This window comes from Marinomonas posidonica IVIA-Po-181 (genome assembly GCF_000214215.1).
Classification (GTDB): Bacteria; Pseudomonadota; Gammaproteobacteria; order Pseudomonadales; family Marinomonadaceae; genus Marinomonas; species Marinomonas posidonica.
This window is the reverse complement of the sequence record NC_015559.1, coordinates 1,901,372-1,919,839: the sequence shown is the minus strand read 5'-3', so window position 1 is coordinate 1,919,839 and position 18,468 is coordinate 1,901,372. Positions and strand designations below refer to the sequence as shown.

General features: G+C 42.7%; 19 protein-coding genes and 2 tRNA genes. 16 read left to right on the top strand and 5 right to left on the bottom strand.

Annotated features, from left to right (window positions below; translation table 11 throughout):
- Positions 1-8 precede the first annotated feature (8 nt).
- Positions 9-1,622 carry a sulfate adenylyltransferase subunit CysN gene (gene cysN / locus MAR181_RS09070; RefSeq protein WP_013796286.1) on the top strand — a complete coding sequence of 538 codons (1,614 nt, stop codon included), beginning with the start codon at positions 9-11 and terminating at the stop codon, positions 1,620-1,622.
- A gap of 95 nt (positions 1,623-1,717) precedes the next feature.
- Here the strand turns inward: cysN and MAR181_RS09065 are convergent, their stop codons facing one another.
- Positions 1,718-2,452, bottom strand: coding sequence for a siderophore-interacting protein (locus MAR181_RS09065; protein WP_013796285.1), 735 nt, complete (start codon positions 2,450-2,452; stop codon positions 1,718-1,720).
- Positions 2,453-2,462: 10 nt separating this feature from the next.
- Positions 2,463-2,897, bottom strand: a complete 435-nt coding sequence (locus tag MAR181_RS09060; protein ID WP_013796284.1) for a MarR family winged helix-turn-helix transcriptional regulator — start codon at positions 2,895-2,897, stop codon at positions 2,463-2,465.
- Positions 2,898-3,055: 158 nt separating this feature from the next.
- On the opposite strand from MAR181_RS09060, the gene MAR181_RS09055 reads away from it, so the two are divergent.
- The 13 genes from MAR181_RS09055 (at position 3,056) to nadA (ending at position 13,905) form a co-directional block, all read left to right on the top strand.
- On the top strand, positions 3,056-3,544 hold the full coding sequence (locus tag MAR181_RS09055; protein WP_013796283.1) for a GreA/GreB family elongation factor: 489 nt from the start codon (positions 3,056-3,058) through the stop codon (positions 3,542-3,544).
- 188 nt (positions 3,545-3,732) lie between these two features.
- On the top strand, positions 3,733-5,502 hold the full coding sequence (gene aspS, locus MAR181_RS09050) for an aspartate--tRNA ligase (protein ID WP_013796282.1): 1,770 nt from the start codon (positions 3,733-3,735) through the stop codon (positions 5,500-5,502).
- A 160-nt stretch (positions 5,503-5,662) separates the two neighbouring features.
- Positions 5,663-6,220 carry a crossover junction endodeoxyribonuclease RuvC gene (gene ruvC, locus MAR181_RS09045; RefSeq protein WP_013796281.1) on the top strand — a complete coding sequence of 186 codons (558 nt, stop codon included), beginning with the start codon at positions 5,663-5,665 and terminating at the stop codon, positions 6,218-6,220.
- Complete coding sequence (gene ruvA / locus MAR181_RS09040; RefSeq protein ID WP_013796280.1) at positions 6,217-6,819, top strand: Holliday junction branch migration protein RuvA; 603 nt, start codon at positions 6,217-6,219, stop codon at positions 6,817-6,819. The genes ruvC and ruvA overlap by 4 nt, the downstream gene beginning before the upstream one ends.
- Before the next feature lie 2 nt (positions 6,820-6,821).
- Entirely contained in the window at positions 6,822-7,835 is a 1,014-nt protein-coding gene (gene ruvB, locus MAR181_RS09035; RefSeq protein ID WP_013796279.1) for a Holliday junction branch migration DNA helicase RuvB, read from the top strand.
- Positions 7,836-7,844: 9 nt separating this feature from the next.
- The gene (tolQ, locus tag MAR181_RS09030; RefSeq protein WP_013796278.1) at positions 7,845-8,525 is read left to right on the top strand and encodes a protein TolQ; all 681 of its coding nucleotides are present in this window, start codon (positions 7,845-7,847) and stop codon (positions 8,523-8,525) included.
- On the top strand, positions 8,525-8,950 hold the full coding sequence (gene tolR, locus MAR181_RS09025; RefSeq protein ID WP_013796277.1) for a protein TolR: 426 nt from the start codon (positions 8,525-8,527) through the stop codon (positions 8,948-8,950). Before tolQ ends, tolR begins: the two co-directional genes overlap by 1 nt.
- A 2-nt stretch (positions 8,951-8,952) precedes the next feature.
- On the top strand, positions 8,953-9,915 hold the full coding sequence (locus MAR181_RS09020; protein WP_013796276.1) for a cell envelope integrity TolA family protein: 963 nt from the start codon (positions 8,953-8,955) through the stop codon (positions 9,913-9,915).
- 1 nt (position 9,916) lies between these two features.
- Positions 9,917-11,212, top strand: coding sequence for a Tol-Pal system beta propeller repeat protein TolB (tolB, locus tag MAR181_RS09015; RefSeq protein WP_013796275.1), 1,296 nt, complete (start codon positions 9,917-9,919; stop codon positions 11,210-11,212).
- A gap of 19 nt (positions 11,213-11,231) precedes the next feature.
- Positions 11,232-11,816, top strand: coding sequence for a peptidoglycan-associated lipoprotein Pal (gene pal, locus MAR181_RS09010; RefSeq protein WP_013796274.1), 585 nt, complete (start codon positions 11,232-11,234; stop codon positions 11,814-11,816).
- A complete protein-coding gene (gene ybgF, locus MAR181_RS09005; RefSeq protein ID WP_013796273.1) occupies positions 11,816-12,625 on the top strand; it encodes a tol-pal system protein YbgF in 810 nt (269 codons plus the stop codon). The genes pal and ybgF overlap by 1 nt, the downstream gene beginning before the upstream one ends.
- 41 nt (positions 12,626-12,666) lie before the next feature.
- Positions 12,667-12,742, top strand: a tRNA-Lys gene (locus MAR181_RS09000).
- A gap of 116 nt (positions 12,743-12,858) precedes the next feature.
- A complete protein-coding gene (gene nadA / locus MAR181_RS08995) occupies positions 12,859-13,905 on the top strand; it encodes a quinolinate synthase NadA (protein ID WP_013796272.1) in 1,047 nt (348 codons plus the stop codon).
- A gap of 85 nt (positions 13,906-13,990) precedes the next feature.
- On the opposite strand, the gene MAR181_RS08990 is transcribed toward nadA, so the two are convergent.
- On the bottom strand, positions 13,991-15,517 hold the full coding sequence (locus tag MAR181_RS08990) for a coiled-coil domain-containing protein (protein WP_013796271.1): 1,527 nt from the start codon (positions 15,515-15,517) through the stop codon (positions 13,991-13,993).
- 112 nt (positions 15,518-15,629) lie between these two features.
- Between MAR181_RS08990 and MAR181_RS08985 the strand changes: the two genes are divergently transcribed.
- Entirely contained in the window at positions 15,630-16,196 is a 567-nt protein-coding gene (locus tag MAR181_RS08985) for a nitroreductase family protein (protein ID WP_013796270.1), read from the top strand.
- Between the two features lie 94 nt (positions 16,197-16,290).
- Positions 16,291-16,378 (top strand) — tRNA-Ser (locus MAR181_RS08980).
- Positions 16,379-16,602: 224 nt separating this feature from the next.
- Here the strand turns inward: MAR181_RS08980 and MAR181_RS08975 are convergent.
- Entirely contained in the window at positions 16,603-17,913 is a 1,311-nt protein-coding gene (locus MAR181_RS08975; RefSeq protein WP_216086360.1) for a type II toxin-antitoxin system HipA family toxin, read from the bottom strand.
- Complete coding sequence (locus MAR181_RS08970; RefSeq protein ID WP_171810332.1) at positions 17,913-18,236, bottom strand: helix-turn-helix transcriptional regulator; 324 nt, start codon at positions 18,234-18,236, stop codon at positions 17,913-17,915. The genes MAR181_RS08975 and MAR181_RS08970 overlap by 1 nt, the downstream gene beginning before the upstream one ends.
- Positions 18,237-18,468: the final 232 nt, after the last annotated feature.

Below are 18,468 nucleotides of genomic sequence, written 5' to 3'. Positions count from 1 at the left end.
AAAAGAGCATGTCTCACCAGTCAGAATTGATCAGCCAAGACATACTTGGTTACCTAAAGCAGCATGAAGAAAAAGACCTATTGCGTCTTCTGACATGTGGTAACGTTGATGATGGTAAAAGTACCTTAATCGGCCGTTTGTTACACGATTCTAAATTGATTTATGAAGATCATTTGGATGCGGTTAAACGTGACAGTAAAAAATCTGGAACACAGGGCGAAGAAGTTGATCTCGCACTATTAGTCGATGGTTTGCAAGCTGAACGTGAACAAGGCATTACCATCGACGTGGCCTACCGTTATTTTTCAACGGAAAAGCGTAAATTCATCATTGCCGATACACCTGGGCATGAGCAATACACTCGTAACATGGCAACAGGCGCATCGACCTGTGATTTGGCGATCATCTTGATCGACGCTCGTTACGGTGTGCAAACTCAAACTCGTCGTCATAGTTATATCGCCTCACTACTAGGCATTAAACATGTCGTTGTGGCCGTTAACAAAATGGATTTGGTGGATTTCTCCAAAGAAAGGTTTGATCATATCAAAGCGGATTACTTAGACTTTGTAGACCAGCTCGGTGATCGCAAGCCTAGTGACATTCACTTTGTTCCAATGTCAGCCTTGCGCGGTGATAATGTTGTTAATCCATCTGAGAGCACGCCTTGGTATCAAGGTGGTTCTTTGATGTCGATTCTTGAGTCAGTGAAAATTGATCGAGATGTTAAGCAGGCGGCATTCAGGTTGCCTGTGCAATATGTTAACCGTCCTAATCTGGATTTTCGTGGTTTCGCAGGCACGATTGCAGCTGGGCAAGTAAAACCAGGTGACAAACTGGTTGCTTTGCCATCTGGAAAAACCTCTAGCGTAGATAAAATTGTCACCTTCGATGGTGAGCTAGAGACAGCTAAAGCAGGTCAGGCGGTCACCATTACCTTAACAGATGAAATTGACATTAGCCGTGGCGATATGTTGTCACACGCTGATGAAGAGCCATTAATTTCATCGGCACTACGAGCCTCTCTTGTGTGGATGGCGGAACAACCTTTAGTACCGGGCAAGCTGTATGACTTCAAGCTAGGTACGCAGACTGTACCAGGTAAAGTGCATCATTTTAATCATAAAATAGATGTTAATACCCTTGAGCACAGCACCATTGCTGAGCTTGAGTTAAATGGTATTGGTGATGCTGTATTGCAATTTGATACACCTGTGGCGTTTGATGAATACCAAAACAGCCGCTTGACAGGTGCTTTGGTCATCATTGATCGCCTTACCAATGTCACCGTCGGTGCTGGCATGGTTGAAGAAGCGATCGTTGAGCTAGATCAAGAATCGGTTGTCAGTGCAGAAGATCGTGCAGCACGACTGGGTCAAAAACCTGCCATTATTGCTTTATCCTCCGTGGTATTGGAGAAATCTGATGCGGTTGAGCGTTTGCTACTAAGACGCGGTGTCACTGCGCTCGCGAAAGCTAACGCAACAAGTGAGGAAGCCAATCTAGTTCGCCAAACCGGCGTAGCAATCTTGGTTTCCGATGACAATATTGCCGATTACTCGATTAACGGAACAGCGGTCGAAGAGGTGGTAGAACAAATTATAGAAAGCATCCGTTTATAAAGACGGTTTGCTTACTTGCTAACGCAAAAGGCCTGCTTCTATGAGCAGGCCTTTTTGTTTTGCTAGAAAGGTTCAAAAAAGGGTGATGAGTGATATCAAGCCATCTCAGCATCTTGACGCTTTACTTCTTTATGCTGGTCTTCATTGCTGCCCAGTTTCCAGTAACTGGAAATATAAAGATTGTCTTTTGAAACCGCTTTGTCTTTCTTGAAGAAGTTTCGTAGGTTTTTCATGCTATTAAACTCGCAAGCCGTCCAAATAGCGGGCGAGCCATCCAACCACTCGAGTGACTGCACCTGCTTTAACAGAAAGTCGGCTTGTTGACCTGGCTGAGGGTTGATTGCCCATACAATACTAAGGTCTTTTGGGTGTGTTAGCGGCTGCATGTCTGACTCGGATACGACTTCGATAACCGCATAACCTTTTGCATCGTTTGGCAACTGAGCTAAGTTGACACTGATAGCGGGCAGCGCAGTCATGTCGCCTACCAACAAATACCAGTCACCTGAATCGGCAATCATTTTCTTAGGGCCGGGGCCACCGACACAAATGGTGTCACCTGGCTGAGTGGACTTTGCCCAAGATGATGCCGGACCACTATCCTCATGCAGCATAAAATCGATATCAATTTCATTGTGACGTTGATGGCGAATGGTATAAGTCCGAAACAAGGGCTTGCCATTGGTTGGAAAAATTAACTTAACGTAACCGCTTTCCTGATTGTCAGGGATGGTTTGAATGTTTTCCCCACCAAGCGTGACTCTTAGCATGTGTGGGGTGATCAATTCTTTGCGGATAACGATAAAGTCTCGAGGTTGCATTCTGCTCATAATTTTGACCTTAATCTTTTGAATACTGAGTTAGGTTGCTTTTCATCAACTCAGTTAGTTGAATAAAGCCTTCTATATCTTGTTGTGCCATGCCATCACACATCTGAGTGCGTGCTTGGGTATCAATACGAATGATTTTTTGATGTAAAGTTTTACCGGCTGTTGTTAATGAGATAACTTGGCAGCGATAATTGGTCGGATCTTTGGCTTTTTCGATGTAATCTTGCTCGATTAAGTCTTTCACAAGTCTTGCCACTTGAGATTTATCCAGCCTTAGTTTTAGGGCAATGTCTCGAGCGCTGCAGTTTTCTATGTTGGTAATGCATTTTAGCGCCCTGATATGCGTAACAGGGAGTAGAATCCCTGCCTCAATCGCAAGCTGCTTTAATGCCTTGCGGTAGCTTAATATTAAGCTATGTAATGCTTCGCTTAAAGTATGTTGCATGCACTTGGCTCTATTTGAGAATGATTATATTTTACTTTTTAGGGTTGACTTTGTCAACTCTATAATTTTATGGCCCTATAAGATCCCATTATTTGCATGATTTATTTTACGCATATTGAGATGAATGGCGCCCAGTTTTGGAGGGGATAACCGCTTATATGAACAGACAGAACGTTATAAATTTGCTTGTAAACGCTCTTGAAGCACGTTTTAAAACGGCCCGTTCTGCTGCGCTTCAAGCAAGAGAGGCGGCCGTCAATGAAGAAAGTGTCGCCGAAACTAAATACGATACTTTTGGTCTTGAATCCTCTTATTTGGCTCACGGCCAATCCCAACGGGTAATCGAATGCGAAAATGATTGGTTGCAATTTAGTCGCCAAGTGCCCGTTAAGTTTGCTGTGATTGATAAGGTTTGTTTGTGGAGTTTAGTGAGGCTTGTTCCTGTAGACAGTAAGCTAGCATCGCGATTTTTTTTCATCTCAAACATCGCTGGCGGGTTAGCTTTAGAGTATCAAAATTTACCTTTGGTGTTGGTGTCTCCTGCGACTCCGGTTGGTAAAATACTGATAGGGCAAGAAGAGGGAGAGTGCGTATCAATCACTATATCTGGGAAATTAACGGAATTTGAGATCGATGCGATTCAATAATTGCATTGTCTTGTGACAAATTTGGCTCTACCTATAGAGAGTCGGACTCGCTTCGCATATAATGCTTGGCCTTAAAATATTCTGTTGTCCTGACAAATTAATATGCTGAGTTGCTCACATTGATTGGTTGGCAGGAAAACACACTAAGAACATCACTCTCTTACTGAGACAGTAATAGGAAAGAAATTATGCGCAGCCATTATTGCGGCGAATTAAATGCTTCTAACATTTCACAAGAAATTACTTTATGCGGATGGGTTCATCGTCGCCGTGATCACGGTGGGGTTATTTTCTTAGACGTTCGTGACCGCGAAGGTATCACTCAAGTTGTATTTGACCCTGACCGCGCAGACAGTTTTGCGTTAGCGGACAGTGTTCGTAATGAATACGTAATCAAATTAACAGGACTGGTTCGTGCGCGTCCGGAAGGAACCATTAACCCGAACATGCGTACTGGTGAAATTGAGGTTTTGGGTACGAGCTTAGAAGTACTCAATGCAGCGCAAACGCCACCGTTTCAGTTGGATGAACACCAAGCGGTTGGTGAAGACATTCGTCTTAAAAATCGTTTTATCGATTTGCGCCGCCCAGAGATTCAGCAAAAAATGCGTTTTCGCTCTAAAGTGACGTCCGTACTGCGTCGTTACTTAGATGACAACGGTTTCTTGGACATTGAAACACCGATTCTAACTCGTGCAACTCCTGAAGGGGCACGTGATTATTTGGTACCAAGCCGTACACAGCAGGGCAGTTTCTTTGCGCTGCCACAATCACCACAATTGTTTAAACAGTTGTTGATGGTGTCTGGTTTTGACCGCTACTACCAAATTGCTAAATGTTTCCGTGATGAAGATCTGCGTGCTGATCGCCAGCCTGAGTTTACTCAAGTTGATATTGAAACCTCTTTCATGAGCGAAGAGCAGATCATGGCAATGACGGAAGAGATGATCACTAACTTATTTAAAGAGTTAATGAACATTGATTTGGGGGCTTTCCCACGCATGCCTTACTCAGAAGCGATGGAAAGCTATGGTAGTGATAAGCCAGATTTGCGTATTCCGCTGACATTGGTCACAGTATCAGATTTGATGGCAGACGTTGATTTTAAAGTCTTCTCTGGCCCAGCGACGGATCCTAAAGGCCGTGTTGCGGCGCTTAAAGTGCCAGGCGGTAACAGCTTAACCCGTAAACAAATCGACGACTACACTAAGTTTGTTGGTATTTACGGTGCTAAAGGTTTGGCTTACATCAAGGTGAATGACAAATCTAACCTAGAAGAAGGCTTGCAATCACCAATTGTGAAATTCCTTCCAGTTGAAGTTCGTGCGGCTTTACTTGAGCGCCTAGAGGCGCAAGATGGCGATTTAATCTTCTTCGGTGCAGACTCAGCAAAAATCGTTAATGAGGCCCTTGGTGCATTGCGTTGTAAGTTGGGTGAAGACATGAACCTGTACACTTGCGAATGGGCGCCATTGTGGGTAGTAGATTTCCCAATGTTTGAAGAAACCAGTGATGGTGGTATCACCGCAATTCACCATCCATTTACGGCACCTTCTTGCTCACCTGAAGCGTTGAAAGCAGACCCATTAAATGCTTTGTCACAAGCTTACGACATGGTGCTTAACGGTACGGAGTTGGGCGGTGGATCAATTCGTATCCACCAAGCTTCTATGCAAGAAGCCGTCTTTGAATTGTTGAACATCAGTGAAGCAGAGCAAGAAGAGAAATTTGGTTTCTTACTAGATGCATTGAAGTTTGGTGCACCGCCACACGGTGGTTTAGCATTCGGTTTGGACCGTTTGGTTATGTTGATGACAGGATCAAGCTCTATCCGTGATGTCATTGCTTTCCCGAAAACTCAAAGTGCGACTTGTTTGTTAACTCAAGCGCCAGGTGACGTCAGCGAGAAGCAATTGAAAGAGTTAAGCATTCGTGTTCGTAAGCCGGTTGCAGAATAACTTTTTGCAAGTGAATCGCTTAAATTAAGCGGTTGCTGTTAAGGAAACGAAAGAAAAACGTAAAAGGCCGCTACTTCGCGGCCTTTTTTGTATTTACACATTGCATCTAGTGTAAAGCCCTGTTGAAATATACAGTAATGATGGTGCATATGAGAAACCCATGACTGAAACTAGAATTATGGCGATTGACCCAGGTTCACGTGTCACTGGCTTTGGTATTATCGATATTATTAAAGGCAAACCAGTGTATGTAAACAGTGGTTGTATTCGCTTACCTGATGAAGAACTGTCCGTGAGGTTGAAGCATATTTTTAATGGGGTTGAGTCACTTTTGAAAGAGTACCAACCAACAGAGTTTGCTATCGAAGAGGTCTTCATGGCAAAAAATGCCAATTCCGCTTTAAAGCTTGGCCAAGCCAGAGGCGCCGCGATCGTCGCCGCATCGCTGCAAGAATTAACCGTTAACGAATATGCTGCTCGTCGAGTGAAGCAGTCTGTAGTGGGTACCGGCAGCGCTGATAAGGCACAAGTTCAAAGCATGGTGCAATTGCTGCTTGGCTTAACATCTAAGCCTCAAGCTGATGCCGCCGACGCCTTGGCGATTGCTTTGTGTCATGCTAATACCCGAACATCTGGTGGTTTAGAATATGGTACAGGTAAGCGTGCCGGACGAAGTTCAAAACGTTGGTCAGAACAAGATGTAAGGAAAGTGTTGTGATAGGGCGAATTACCGGAACTTTGGCGGAAAAATCGCCGCCAGAATTATTGATTGATGTACAGGGTCTTGGTTACGAAATTAGCGCGTCTATGACGACCATTTATGATTTGCCGCAAGTTGGTGAGCGGGTCACTTTATTTACCCACCTTATTGTTAAGGAAGATTCTCATACTCTCTTTGGGTTTAGCGATAAAAGTGAAAGGGCGCTGTTTAGGGTCTTAATTAAAGTCAATGGCATTGGCCCTAAAATGGCGCTCGCCATATTATCGAGTATGTCTGCGGAAGAGCTTATTGCTAATGTACAGGATTCGGATGTCACCGCATTAACGCGCATTCCAGGTGTTGGTAAAAAAACCGCCGAGAGATTAATTATTGAATTACGTGATAAGCTTGGTCAGGCTGCAAAAGGGGATTTGTTTGCCACGCCTGCGGTATTGAAGCAAGTTCAAGCTGACCCAAGGCAGGAAGCTGAGGCAGCGTTGATAGCATTAGGCTACAAGCCCCAAGAAGCGGCCAAAGCCATTGCCGCAGTGCCAATGGATAGTGCAGACAGTGAGTCTGTTATTAAAGCCGCACTACAAGGAATGTTGAGGAAGTAAAAATGATTGAACAAGATCGTATTATCTCAGCCGAACTAAAAGGTAACGACCGGCAAGTGGATCGAGCGATTCGACCACAAGCCTTATCAGAATACATCGGCCAGCCCGTTGTGCGTGAGCAAATGGAAATTTTCATCCAAGCGGCTCGACAACGTAATGAGCCATTGGATCATACTTTAGTGTTTGGTCCACCTGGGCTTGGTAAGACAACATTAGCGCACATCATCGGAAATGAAATGGGGGCGGAAGTTAGAACAACCTCAGGTCCTGTGTTGGAGCGTGCTGGGGATTTGGCGGCCTTATTAACCAACTTAAATGAAGGTGATATTTTATTTATTGATGAAATTCATCGCTTAAGTCCGGCGATTGAAGAAGTGCTTTATCCTGCCATGGAAGATTATCAATTGGACATCATGATTGGTGAAGGCCCTGCCGCTCGTTCAATTAAAATTGAACTCCCACCCTTTACGCTTGTCGGAGCTACAACACGAGCGGGTTTGTTAACCTCGCCTTTACGAGATCGCTTTGGTATTGTGCAGCGACTTGAGTTTTACGATGTTGAATCATTAACCACCATAGTGTCTCGCTCTGCGTCTAAAATGGGCATTCAATTAGACGAGAGAGGCAGTTTTGAAGTGGCTAGGCGTTCACGAGGCACGCCTCGAATTGCTAACCGCTTATTACGACGAGTTCGTGACGTTGCACAAGTGGAAGGAGTCGACCTAGTTGGACAAAAAGTTGCTCAACGTGCATTAGATATGTTAAGTGTAGACAGTCAGGGTTTTGATCATTTAGATAGACGTATGTTGTTGACTATGATAGAAAAGTTTGACGGTAGACCTGTTGGGCTTGACAGTGTTTCTGCCGCACTTGGTGAAGATAAAGATACCATCGAAGATGTTATCGAACCTTTTTTGATACAGCAGGGTTTTGTCATACGCACCCCGCGTGGTCGGCAAGTGACAAAAAGAGCTTATGAACATTTTAATTACCAATTACCAACCGATTTTAAATAGAGGTCCACAATGTCAATTTGGGGTTTAATCGCCAGTGCTAGTTTAGTCGTACAGCTTGTTATGTTGACCTTGTTGGCTGCTTCTGTGTTTTCTTGGATTGTTATTTTTCAACGAATTCGAGTTATTAAGCAAGCAAAGAAAATTCGTTCTGAATTTGAAGATCAATTTTGGTCCGGTATGGATCTGAGTCAGTTGTATCGCAAGTTGACTCAAGAAGGACGTAAAGTTGAAGGCATGGAGACCATTTTTACCGCAGGAATCAAAGAGTTTACTCGCTTAAGACAGAACCAAAATGTGGACCCTGATGCTGTTATGGATGGTGTGCAAAGAGCCATGCGGGTGGCATTGTATCGTGAAGAAGAAAAACTCGATCAACATTTGCCGTTCTTGGCGACAGTTGGCTCAACCAGTCCTTATGTTGGTTTATTTGGTACTGTTTGGGGGATTATGCACTCTTTTATCGGTTTGGCTGAAGTTCAACAGGCAACATTGGCCAGCGTGGCCCCGGGTATCGCAGAAGCACTTATTGCCACAGCGATAGGCTTGGCGGCGGCTATTCCGGCCGTAGTAGCTTATAACCGTTTCTCCACAGCTGCAGAGTCTCTTAGTTCAAGTTATGACAATTTTGCCGAAGAGTTTGCAAGCATTTTACACCGTAAAGTCCATGTCAAAGAGGGAGGCGCAGCATAGTGGCTCGCTCAAGACGAAAAGACAAACGTCGCCCAATGGCGGAAATCAATGTCGTACCTTATATTGATGTTATGTTGGTATTGCTCGTGATTTTTATGATCACCGCGCCTATGCTGACTCAAGGTGTTGATGTTGAACTGCCCAATGCAAATGCAACACCAATACAAAATGACGAAAATGACGTGTTAATAGCATCCGTTGACTCGACTGGTCAGTTTTATTTAGATGTGGGTGGACAGCAAGAAACGATTTCATTATCGAATTTACAAACCAAAGTTCGCAAAATTCTCAATCAAAACCCCAGTATGTCAGTATTAGTTCGCGGAGATAAAAACGTTCCTTATGGTGACGTTGTAGGTTTGATGGTCGCATTACAAGGTGCTGGAGCGCCTAATGTGGGCTTAGTGACAGAGCCGGATAACTGAGTATGAAGTGGTTGCGTAGTGACAGTTATAGTTTGCCCGTTGCACTGGCAATAGGTTTACATGCTGGTATTGTATTAACGGCGGTATTGGCCGTAGATTTTTCAGACAGTAAAAAAACTGAGCCAAAACGTCCCGTGATTGTTAATGCGAAAGTAGTGGATGTTTCGCAGACTATCATAGGCCAGCGAGAGGCCGAGAAAAAAGCCGCTCAAAAACAAGCGGCTGCCATTGCAAAACAAAAGAAAAAGGCGGCTGAGCAAGCACGTAAAAAAGAGATTGCTAGAAAAGCCTTAGAAGACAAGCGCAAGAAAGCGGCCCAAGCTCAGCGGAAAAAAGAACAAGACGCCGCAAAGAAAAAGCAAGAAGCTGAAAGAAAAGCCGCTGAGCAGAAACGCATTGCCCAAGCAACCGAAAAGAAAAAACAAGCCCAAGAGGCGGAGAAAAAACGTTTAGCGGAAGAAAAGCGTCAACAAGAACTCAAGCGTCAACAAAAACAGCGAGAAGAAGCTTTAATTCGCCAAGCTGAGGCCGATAGACTGGCTGAGCAAGAGCGTAAGCGACAAGAAGAAGCGGCACGATTGGCAGAAGAAAAGCGCGCCAAGGAGCTTGCAGCACAAAAAGCTGCAGCGGAAGAAGAAGCAAAACGGTTGGCGGCAGAAGAAACCCAAATGGTACAGTCGATTAGCAGTTTGATTAATGCTAGGGTAGCCGCCGCTTGGAGTCGCCCGCCGAGTGCTCGAAATGGTATGAAAACGGAATTGCGTATTGATTTCTTACCTAATGGTGAAGTAATGAATGCCCAGGTGATAAAAGGAAGCGGTGACGCTTTATTTGATCAACGTGCGTTAGACGCTATTAATAAAGTTAGGCGCATAGAGGAATTAGCAGAAGTGGATTCATATATATTTGAGCGTAACTTCAGGAAAGTAGATTTAATTTTTAACCCGCAAGACTTGAGAAACTAATATGTTTAAACGATGCTTAAGTGCTGTTTTTGTCTTTTTCTTTTTTGTAAGTACAGCGAAAGCGCAATTAGTAATTGAAATTACCAGTGGAGCAGATCAATTATTACCCATTGCAGTTGTGCCATTTGGTTATGACGGTGTTGAAGCCTTACCTGAAGACATCGCTCAAATTGTAGAGGCTGATTTAGCTCGTAGCGGATTGTTCCAACCAATACCGCGCAGTAATATGCTGAGCATGCCAAGCAAAGAAGCAGATGTTTTTTATCGTGACTGGCGTTTATTAAAAAGCGATTATGTTGTGATTGGTTCGGTTAATAAATTGCCAAATAATAAATATAGAATTGGTTTTGAATTACTGAATGTTTTAAGTCAAAAGCCAGTGCAAAAACATTCTTCTATTGATGTGGGAATAAATAACTTCCGAGATGCCGCACATTATATTAGTGATAAAATTTACGAATTATTAACAGGTTCTCGTGGTGCATTTAGTACTAGAATCTTATATGTTACTGCTGAGGGCGACAGAAAAGCGCCGCTGTTTAAATTACAGGTAGCAGACGCTGATGGTCACAGGCCTCAGGTAGTTGTGGAATCGAAAGAGCCGATTCTATCTCCCTCATGGAGTAGTGATGGTCGCAAAATTGCTTATGTTATGTTTCGTAACAGAAGGCCTAACATTTTTATACAAGAGTTAGCTTCTGGTAAACGTCAGCAAATTGCACAATTTAAAGGCCTAAATGGTGCACCTGCCTGGTCTCCAGATGGAAAAAAACTGGCTATCGTGTTATCAAAAGATAACAATCCAGAAATTTATACGCTTGATATTGCGACACAAAAATTAGAGCGTATGACAAACCATTATGCGATAGACACAGAGCCGAGTTGGGAGCCTGATGGTAAAGGAATAGTTTTCACATCTGATCGTGGTGGTAATCCACAAATCTATCGATTAGATGTTAATAGTAAGCAGGTTGAAAGGGTGACCTTTGAAGGCGACCTTAATACCAGAGCAAGAATGACGCCTGATGGTCGTTACCTTGTGACTGTTCAGAAAAATGATGGCAACTATCATATTGCGTTACAAGATATGAAAACGGGTCGAGTTCAAATTCTAACAGAGACTTACTTAGACGAATCGCCAAGCATTGCGCCAAATGGTAGCATGGTGATATATGCCACAACCTATAAAGGAAAGGGTATCTTAGCCGTAGTATCCGTTGATGGGCTTGTTAAATATAGGTTACCATCAGCAAACGGAGATGTACGTGAGCCATCTTGGTCCCCGTATTTCAAATAAAGACATTGAGGAGTGAATAATGAGTGTAAACAAACTGGGTAAGTTTGCTGTAATTGGGTTGTCTGCTGCGTGGCTAGCAGGCTGTAGTACAACAGCAACAGATACTGATTCTTCAACTGTTGCAGAAGATGCAGCTTCAACTGAACAAGTTGATGATTCAGCTGCTGGATCTACAGACCAATCATTTGGTGCTGGTGAAGATGGTGCTGTTACAAGTGTTATCGTTGATGATTCTGCTGAAGCAACAAAAGAATCAATGGCTGATATGCTTGCTGGTGTTGAGACTGTATTCTACTTCGATTTCGACAAGTCTATTGTTCGTCCAGCGGCACGTGAAGCCTTAGCTAAGCACGCCCAATACTTGGTAGCAAACCCAGACGCACGTGTTGTTCTTGAAGGTCATGCTGATGAGCGTGGTACTCGTGAATACAACATGGCTCTTGGTGAGCGTCGTGCTAAAGCGGTAAGTCGTTATCTAACAATCCAAGGTGTTGCTGCTTCTCAAATTGAAACAGTAAGCTTTGGTGAAGAAGTGCCTGTTGCATTTGGTCACGATGATAATGCTTGGCAGCTTAATCGTCGTGTTGAAGTTCGTTACGAATAATGAACAGCAAAGACATAAAGATTCGCTCTTTAGCAGTGGTGCTGTCTTTAACAGCACCACTTGCTTTGTCTGAATCAAGTCAACCTACAGGAGGTTTGTCGCCTAGTGCTGCTGCAGATTTGTTGTTTCAGCTGGAAACATTACAGCAAGAAGTGCAGCATTTAAGAGGGCAGTTAGAACAACAAGGCCACGAACTTAAATTAATGAAACAAAGCCAAAGAGATCGTTATATTGATCTTGATAAGCGCATTTCATTATTGATGTCTGCGTCCGCCAAAAAAGATGCAGTACCTGTGACATATTCTTCACAACCTGTTCTATCAAGCCCAGTTCAGTCTTCTCAACAAGTGGTTGAGCCAATTGCTCCAAGCTCCGATCAGTCAGCAAATCTTCCTGCCACACCGCTAGCACCTGTTTCTCTAAGGGTGCCATCTGTTGCTGCGAAGGAGGCTTATAGCCAAGCTTACAATTTAATTCATCAACGTGATTTTGCTCAAGCTGAGCAGGCGTTTGGTCAATTCGTAGTAGCGTACCCAAGCAACACGTTAACGGGTAATGGTTACTATTGGTTAGGTGAAGTTAAGTTGGTGCAAGGCAAATCGGAAGAGGCGTTAGAGTCTTTTAATACTGTTATCCAGAAATTTCCTGGTCACGGTAAAGAAAAAGATGCTCTCTATAAGCTTGGCACGGTGAATGATCAATTGGGTAACACAGAACAGGCAAAAGCTTATCTGCAAGACGTCATTCAACGTTTTCCAAACAGTAAGACAGCTAAGTTAGCTGCCGGTTATTTAAGTAATCTTAAATAACTTGCAATTCTCAACGGGCTCTGTATTATACGCATCCCGTTGGGTCGTTAGCTCAGTTGGTAGAGCAGTTGACTTTTAATCAATTGGTCACTGGTTCGAATCCAGTACGACCCACCAATTTTCTTTTTTTGGCATTGGCTATATCTTGATACTTCGCCATAATAGCTTGGCGTGACACCATACATTCTGTTAGCAATGCACTTTTCGCGCCCAGTTTTAGCAGGGGTAATAAGATGTTTGATACTTCCACAAAAGCTACTCTCCGTAACACAGTTCAACAATATTTAGCTGAGGCTGAAAAAAGTCTTGAATCGCCTGTTGTTGATAATGAGCAGATTCGCCAGGAAATCAAACAACTTCTAAAACAAAAAAATGCGGTGCTTGTTGCTCATTACTATACGGATGATGCTATTCAAGAGCTCGCAGAAGAAACGGGTGGCGTCATTGCTGACTCACTTGAAATGGCTCGCTTCGGAGCAAACCATGAAGCTCAAACCTTAGTCGTTGCTGGGGTGAAATTCATGGGTGAGACTGCAAAAATCTTAAGCCCAGAAAAGACCATTCTAATGCCAACCCTGGAGGCCACTTGCTCTTTGGATATTGGCTGCCCAATTGATGAATTTTCAGCGTTTTGTGATCAGCATCCTGATCGCACTGTTGTGGTTTATGCTAATACATCGGCTGCAGTAAAAGCACGTGCTGATTGGGTTGTTACTTCCAGTATTGCACTCGATGTCGTGAATCATCTGGTGGACCAGGGTGAAAAAATTATTTGGGCACCTGATCAGCATCTCGGTGGTTATATCCAACGAGAGACAGGTGCCGACATGATTTTATGGGATGGTGCTTGCATTGTTCATGAAGAATTCAAGGCAAAGGGCATACTGGATCTGAAAGCCATTTACCCAGATGCTGCGGTATTAGTTCACCCAGAATCGCCAGAGTCTGTTGTAGAGGTGGCCGATGTGGTTGGGTCAACGTCTCAACTTTTAAAGGCCTCTAAATCCATGCCAAATAGCACTTATATCGTAGCCACTGATCGTGGTATTTTTTATAAGATGAAACAAGCATCACCTGACAAACGCTTTGTTGAAGCGCCTACCGCAGGTTCAGGAGCCAATTGCCGAAGTTGCGCGCACTGTCCTTGGATGGCGTTGAATAGCCTTGAGCTGTTACGCAATTCTTTAAGAGACACCTCGGGGCAAATTGAAGTATCTGATGTTTTGCGTGAAAAGGCGTTAATTCCACTTCAAAGAATGCTTAATTTTAATAAAGCATAAATTTTTAGTAAGTATCAAAGACAAAAGCACACGCTCTAAATAAAGGCGTAAACACCCCATAGAGCAATGCACTTTGCATTGAAGCTTATTTGTTTAATGTACCCAAATATTTCATTTCTAAATCAGAATAAGCAAGTTGCAGACGATCATACTCCAAGCTCTTCTTATTATAACTGACCCTTAGTTCCTGATAATCTTGTTCACTAATATGGGTTGCCAACTGATCTTTGAGTTGAGCTGTTGCTTGCGCCAGCTTGCGGTTACGCTCTTTCTCCTGTCTCAATGGAAGAGAGTTAGCGCCAAAATCAGGGGTGTTCAAAATGAGGGCTTCCATTTTAGTTTGCAACTCATTATTGGATTGTTCTGCCATTTCCAGCTCTTGTGCTAATAAGGTGACACAAGTTTCTGACTCTTGTAATAAGCGCTCTAAAGATTGAGTGTCTTTTTCCTGCTCAAGCAAATTATTTGTTGAATTAGATTCAATGGCATTACTCAAGCCTTCTTTTAGTGAACCTAATGCTGCTTTTTTGTTAGTAGACAGAGTTTGCAGATTGCCGATAACGGTTTCGTTATTCGAGCTTAGTTGCTTCTCCATTTCTGCTAATTTTTCGTCTTTAGACTGAATATCTTGTCTAAGTGATTCAATGGATAAATCGGAGCTTTCTAGTTCGGCCTCTAATTGAAAAATAAGACTTTGTGACTCTTGAGACATGCGCTCTAATTTAGTAACAGCGACTTTTTGCGCCTCTGTCGTTTGCTCTGAAGATGGATTGTGTCCAGCATGCTCAAGTTCATTTCTGAGTTGATCGATGACCATTTGTTGTCGGTCAGCCAAACTATTTAATGACATAATTTGCTTGTAAGATGCGGTGCGGTTTTGCTCACTGGATTTCGTGGCTGTTTTGGCTTTCATGGTCACGACATTTGCCTGATCCGCTTCTTGGCTTTGTAACTCTTCAAGTCGTAAAATGCGTTTTTTAAGCGCTTCAGCTTCTTTATGGAGTCTTTGTTGTTCATTCTTTTTGACTTTTAAACGCTGCAATTTGGCAGCCGCATTATCAATGCTTTTACGCAAATCTTCATTCAGTCTTTGTTGGTTTTTAGACAAAGTTTCTTTGCTAATCAGCAATTCCGAGGTTTGATAGAACTCTTCCTCCATACTTTTGAGATTTTTGGTTAAATCGTCAGGATTGGTTGTTTGCAATTTAGGCGTAGATAGGGCGTACAGCAGACTGGATAAAAAACGCGATAAAATAGGTTTTGGGTTTTTACTAACCTGATTTAGCACAATGGCGCGCTCAGCTTTTAATACAGTTCCCCAAATTTTCAGAGTGTTGACTTGATGCGGCTCCATGATGTTGGGCTTTATGGATTCAGCGGCATGACTGATTTGCTTATCAAGATATTGCGCAAAATGTTTATAGGACTGGTCTTCTTCTTGTGATGCACCTTGTGGATGTGCTTCAATTTCCGTGCTTGTATCTAACTGATTAGTCTCTTCTTGCGCGGCAATTTTTTTCTTTAGTGAGTGGGATAGCCAAAGAAGCGTAATGCATCCCACCAAAAGCAGTGTTGCTAGTTCCAGCGTCGTCCAAATTAGCCACTTTGACATAAAAACTCCTAGACCTAAAAAGGCTTTATGTGATATCCATTATCATTAACATGTGATGGATGTTAGAGTATCGCCATCCTCATGCTTTTATATTAAAGGAATTTGTTTTTTTATGAGTAAAGAAATTTTAACATTTATACGTAATCGTGTATCTCAACCGGCCTTAACCGAACCTGCACCACAAGAAAATGAATGGCAAGAGATTCTCGAGGCCGCCAGTCGCGCTGCCGACCATGGAAACCTTAAACCATGGCGTTATCGTATATATGAAGGAGAAGGGCGTACCAAGCTTGGTCAAGTATATTGGCAGCATGCTTTATCAGAAGTCGATACTTTACCTGAAAGTAAAATGGATTCTTTTATTAAAAAAGCATATCGAGCACCGGCTGTTCTTTTAATTTATGCACACATTCAAGATCACCCTAAAGTACCAGCCATTGAGCAAGTTATGGCGACTTCAGCCGCTGCCCAGCAAGTTCTCTTAGGTCTCAATGCATTAGGTTATGGCGGAATGTGGCGCAGTGGACCTGCTTGTTTCACTCAGAAAACAAAAGATCTTTTAGGGCTTGAGTCGAATGACCAGATAGTTGGCCTGATTTATGTCGGAACAGCAAAAGAGCAACCAAAGTCTTTTCCTGATTCTTTACTGGCAGACAGATTAGAATGGGTAAGGGATTAATTTTTAACAATAATTCCTGAAAAAGCAGTTGCAAAAATAGTTCACCATCACTAATATATGCGCACCCATTACGCAGAGCGTATTGATCGGTTTTGGTGAGCTGTCCGAGTGGCCGAAGGAGCACGCCTGGAAAGTGTGTATGTCGAAAGGCATCAAGAGTTCGAATCTCTTGCTCACCGCCATTATCCCCAAGTCATTGATGAGTCAAATTTTCGACTTATCAGTGATTTACAACATCTACAATCATACGAGTAAGAAAACTGGTATGATTGATAGAATCATAATTGCAAGAATATCCCATTCTTAAAATGCCATTCTATTAAAGCTATTTTAAGTGGCTTTTTTCTGCTCTAAGTCCTTAAAAAAACTGGAATTCATTTTTAATTAATGCGTCTTAGTGCGTATTTTAAATATTAAGACGCAAATGGTCGTTGATTTCTTCTATTAGAGTATTTGGCACTTCCCATTCGTTCGCCAGTTGACGCCAACAAGATACGTGCTCAATGGTTTCATCAATAATGTTATCTATTTTCTTTTTACTAAATAACGGGCTAAGATTTTCAAGACTGTAAAAATCAGCTCGGTTAAAATGCTCTCTTTTGCCATTTAAACTCATCCAATGACTGTTTACCCATTTGCTGCCAGGTTTATAGCTGTAGGCAAGATCATAAGCGGGTGTAAGAGACCATTTTCCGTTTGCTAGAGCAAAAGCAAAATTTTTTGAATGATCATCATGGTTTCGCGCGATGATATTAAAAATCATACGTCTTAATAATTGTTCTGCCTCCGGTGCTGAAAGCTTCAATTGGCGAGCAGTACCAAACAGCTCTGCATATGAAAATGAGCCAGGTTTTTTATAATCAACGTGAGCTATTCCGTTCAGTGTCTGCACATGTATTTTTTTATTTTTAATTCGATCAAAGCGCTGGGTAATAAAGTGTCTGCGATTGCCTTCTTGAAGAAGGTGACAAGGCATCATATCAATACCGCATTTTTTAGCCATCAAATGATAGACGAACTCCATGGCACCATAGCCAAGCGGATCACCAAAGGTTTCTTGGTTTTTGTTGTGCTCACTAACACCATCAAATTTCATTAAATAATGCGTAAAACCATCTGGTACATCAGTCTGCCCTGAACGCACCTGAGTAAATTCTTCATTAAAAGCCAATACGGCCTTGGGTCTTGCTCCACCAGCACTCATACCAACCGACAGCAAAGACATCATTGCTTCGCGATCTTCCTGCTCATTCTGTTTTAATTCGACCTCAAATTGACCGCGAGAATCCAAAATCTCTTGCGCAATGGTTATCAGTGCTTGAATTTCAATTGGCTGTGATGCATTCAAACTGCGGAACTGTGTGGCTGGGGCGTATTCCAGAGCCCCCATGCCTCGCTTACCGGTATATTGGAGTCGCTGCAGAGGAGTGATGTCATTTGGCGAGCGGCCTTGGGCGGCTACCCAGGCATTGAGTACCGCATTACCAAAATCATCTGGTAAAGAGTCCGCAATGAGGCCGGGTAACCCCTTGAATGTGCTATAGCTTAATGCAGGAAAATTATAAATGCGTTTTGACAATGGCATTTTGATGGGAGAAAGCTCAACCCCTTTTTTTATGAAGCTTGGTGCATACTCAAACGCACCTAAGCCTTTTTCGGTATCAAAACTAACCGCGCCAACTTCATCATTATGGTATTTGATAGTGATGACTTCCATTACCATCCAGTTTGCTCCTCATTTATGTCGCGACGTTGTTTTGAGGCTCTTTGACGTTTTTTTCCTTGTAGTTTTGCGAGTTGCAAAGGGGATATTTGCTGTTTTGGCAAAAATAAATCTAGTTGTTCCGTTAACTCTAGCGCCATCAAAAGTGCGATAAATATTTCGAGCTGAACTTTACCTTTTTCTGCATTAAGAACGGTTTTGCGAGCGACCCCTGCCAGCATGGCAACCTCGGATTGAGTGAGGTCTTTATTGAGTCTGGCTTGTTTTAAGCGTTCACCAATTTCTTCAGTAAGGGCTGATGCTGTCAAGTTCCCCATCATTAAAGTCCAAATATAGTTACATTGAATATATATTAAATACTAATGAGTATAAATTAGGACTTTATATAAGATATGTCAACATAATTCATAAAGTTCTTTTTTGGTTACTTTAGTGAAAATTATTGATGCAAAGTGACCAATATAGGACATTCTGGGATTTTATGGCTTATGAGAGGGGAGCCTGTTATATCTGAAAAATACATGACTTATGGGCATGGACCTATGAGGA

What these genes read in the sequence shown, in the direction of transcription:
- nadA (WP_013796272.1), top strand. Translation starts at nt 12,859, where the DNA reads ATGTTTGATACTTCCACAAAAGCTACTCTCCGTAACACAGTTCAACAA.
- ruvC (WP_013796281.1), top strand. Translation starts at nt 5,663, where the DNA reads ATGACTGAAACTAGAATTATGGCGATTGACCCAGGTTCACGTGTCACT.
- tolQ (WP_013796278.1), top strand. Translation starts at nt 7,845, where the DNA reads ATGTCAATTTGGGGTTTAATCGCCAGTGCTAGTTTAGTCGTACAGCTT.
- pal (WP_013796274.1), top strand. Translation starts at nt 11,232, where the DNA reads ATGAGTGTAAACAAACTGGGTAAGTTTGCTGTAATTGGGTTGTCTGCT.
- MAR181_RS08990 (WP_013796271.1), bottom strand. Translation starts at nt 15,517, where the DNA reads ATGTCAAAGTGGCTAATTTGGACGACGCTGGAACTAGCAACACTGCTT.
- MAR181_RS09060 (WP_013796284.1), bottom strand. Translation starts at nt 2,897, where the DNA reads ATGCAACATACTTTAAGCGAAGCATTACATAGCTTAATATTAAGCTAC.
- tolB (WP_013796275.1), top strand. Translation starts at nt 9,917, where the DNA reads ATGTTTAAACGATGCTTAAGTGCTGTTTTTGTCTTTTTCTTTTTTGTA.
- MAR181_RS08970 (WP_171810332.1), bottom strand. Translation starts at nt 18,236, where the DNA reads ATGGGGAACTTGACAGCATCAGCCCTTACTGAAGAAATTGGTGAACGC.
- MAR181_RS09055 (WP_013796283.1), top strand. Translation starts at nt 3,056, where the DNA reads ATGAACAGACAGAACGTTATAAATTTGCTTGTAAACGCTCTTGAAGCA.
- ruvB (WP_013796279.1), top strand. Translation starts at nt 6,822, where the DNA reads ATGATTGAACAAGATCGTATTATCTCAGCCGAACTAAAAGGTAACGAC.
- aspS (WP_013796282.1), top strand. Translation starts at nt 3,733, where the DNA reads ATGCGCAGCCATTATTGCGGCGAATTAAATGCTTCTAACATTTCACAA.
- MAR181_RS08975 (WP_216086360.1), bottom strand. Translation starts at nt 17,913, where the DNA reads ATGGAAGTCATCACTATCAAATACCATAATGATGAAGTTGGCGCGGTT.
- MAR181_RS09020 (WP_013796276.1), top strand. Translation starts at nt 8,953, where the DNA reads ATGAAGTGGTTGCGTAGTGACAGTTATAGTTTGCCCGTTGCACTGGCA.
- MAR181_RS08985 (WP_013796270.1), top strand. Translation starts at nt 15,630, where the DNA reads ATGAGTAAAGAAATTTTAACATTTATACGTAATCGTGTATCTCAACCG.
- ybgF (WP_013796273.1), top strand. Translation starts at nt 11,816, where the DNA reads ATGAACAGCAAAGACATAAAGATTCGCTCTTTAGCAGTGGTGCTGTCT.
- MAR181_RS09065 (WP_013796285.1), bottom strand. Translation starts at nt 2,452, where the DNA reads ATGAGCAGAATGCAACCTCGAGACTTTATCGTTATCCGCAAAGAATTG.
- cysN (WP_013796286.1), top strand. Translation starts at nt 9, where the DNA reads ATGTCTCACCAGTCAGAATTGATCAGCCAAGACATACTTGGTTACCTA.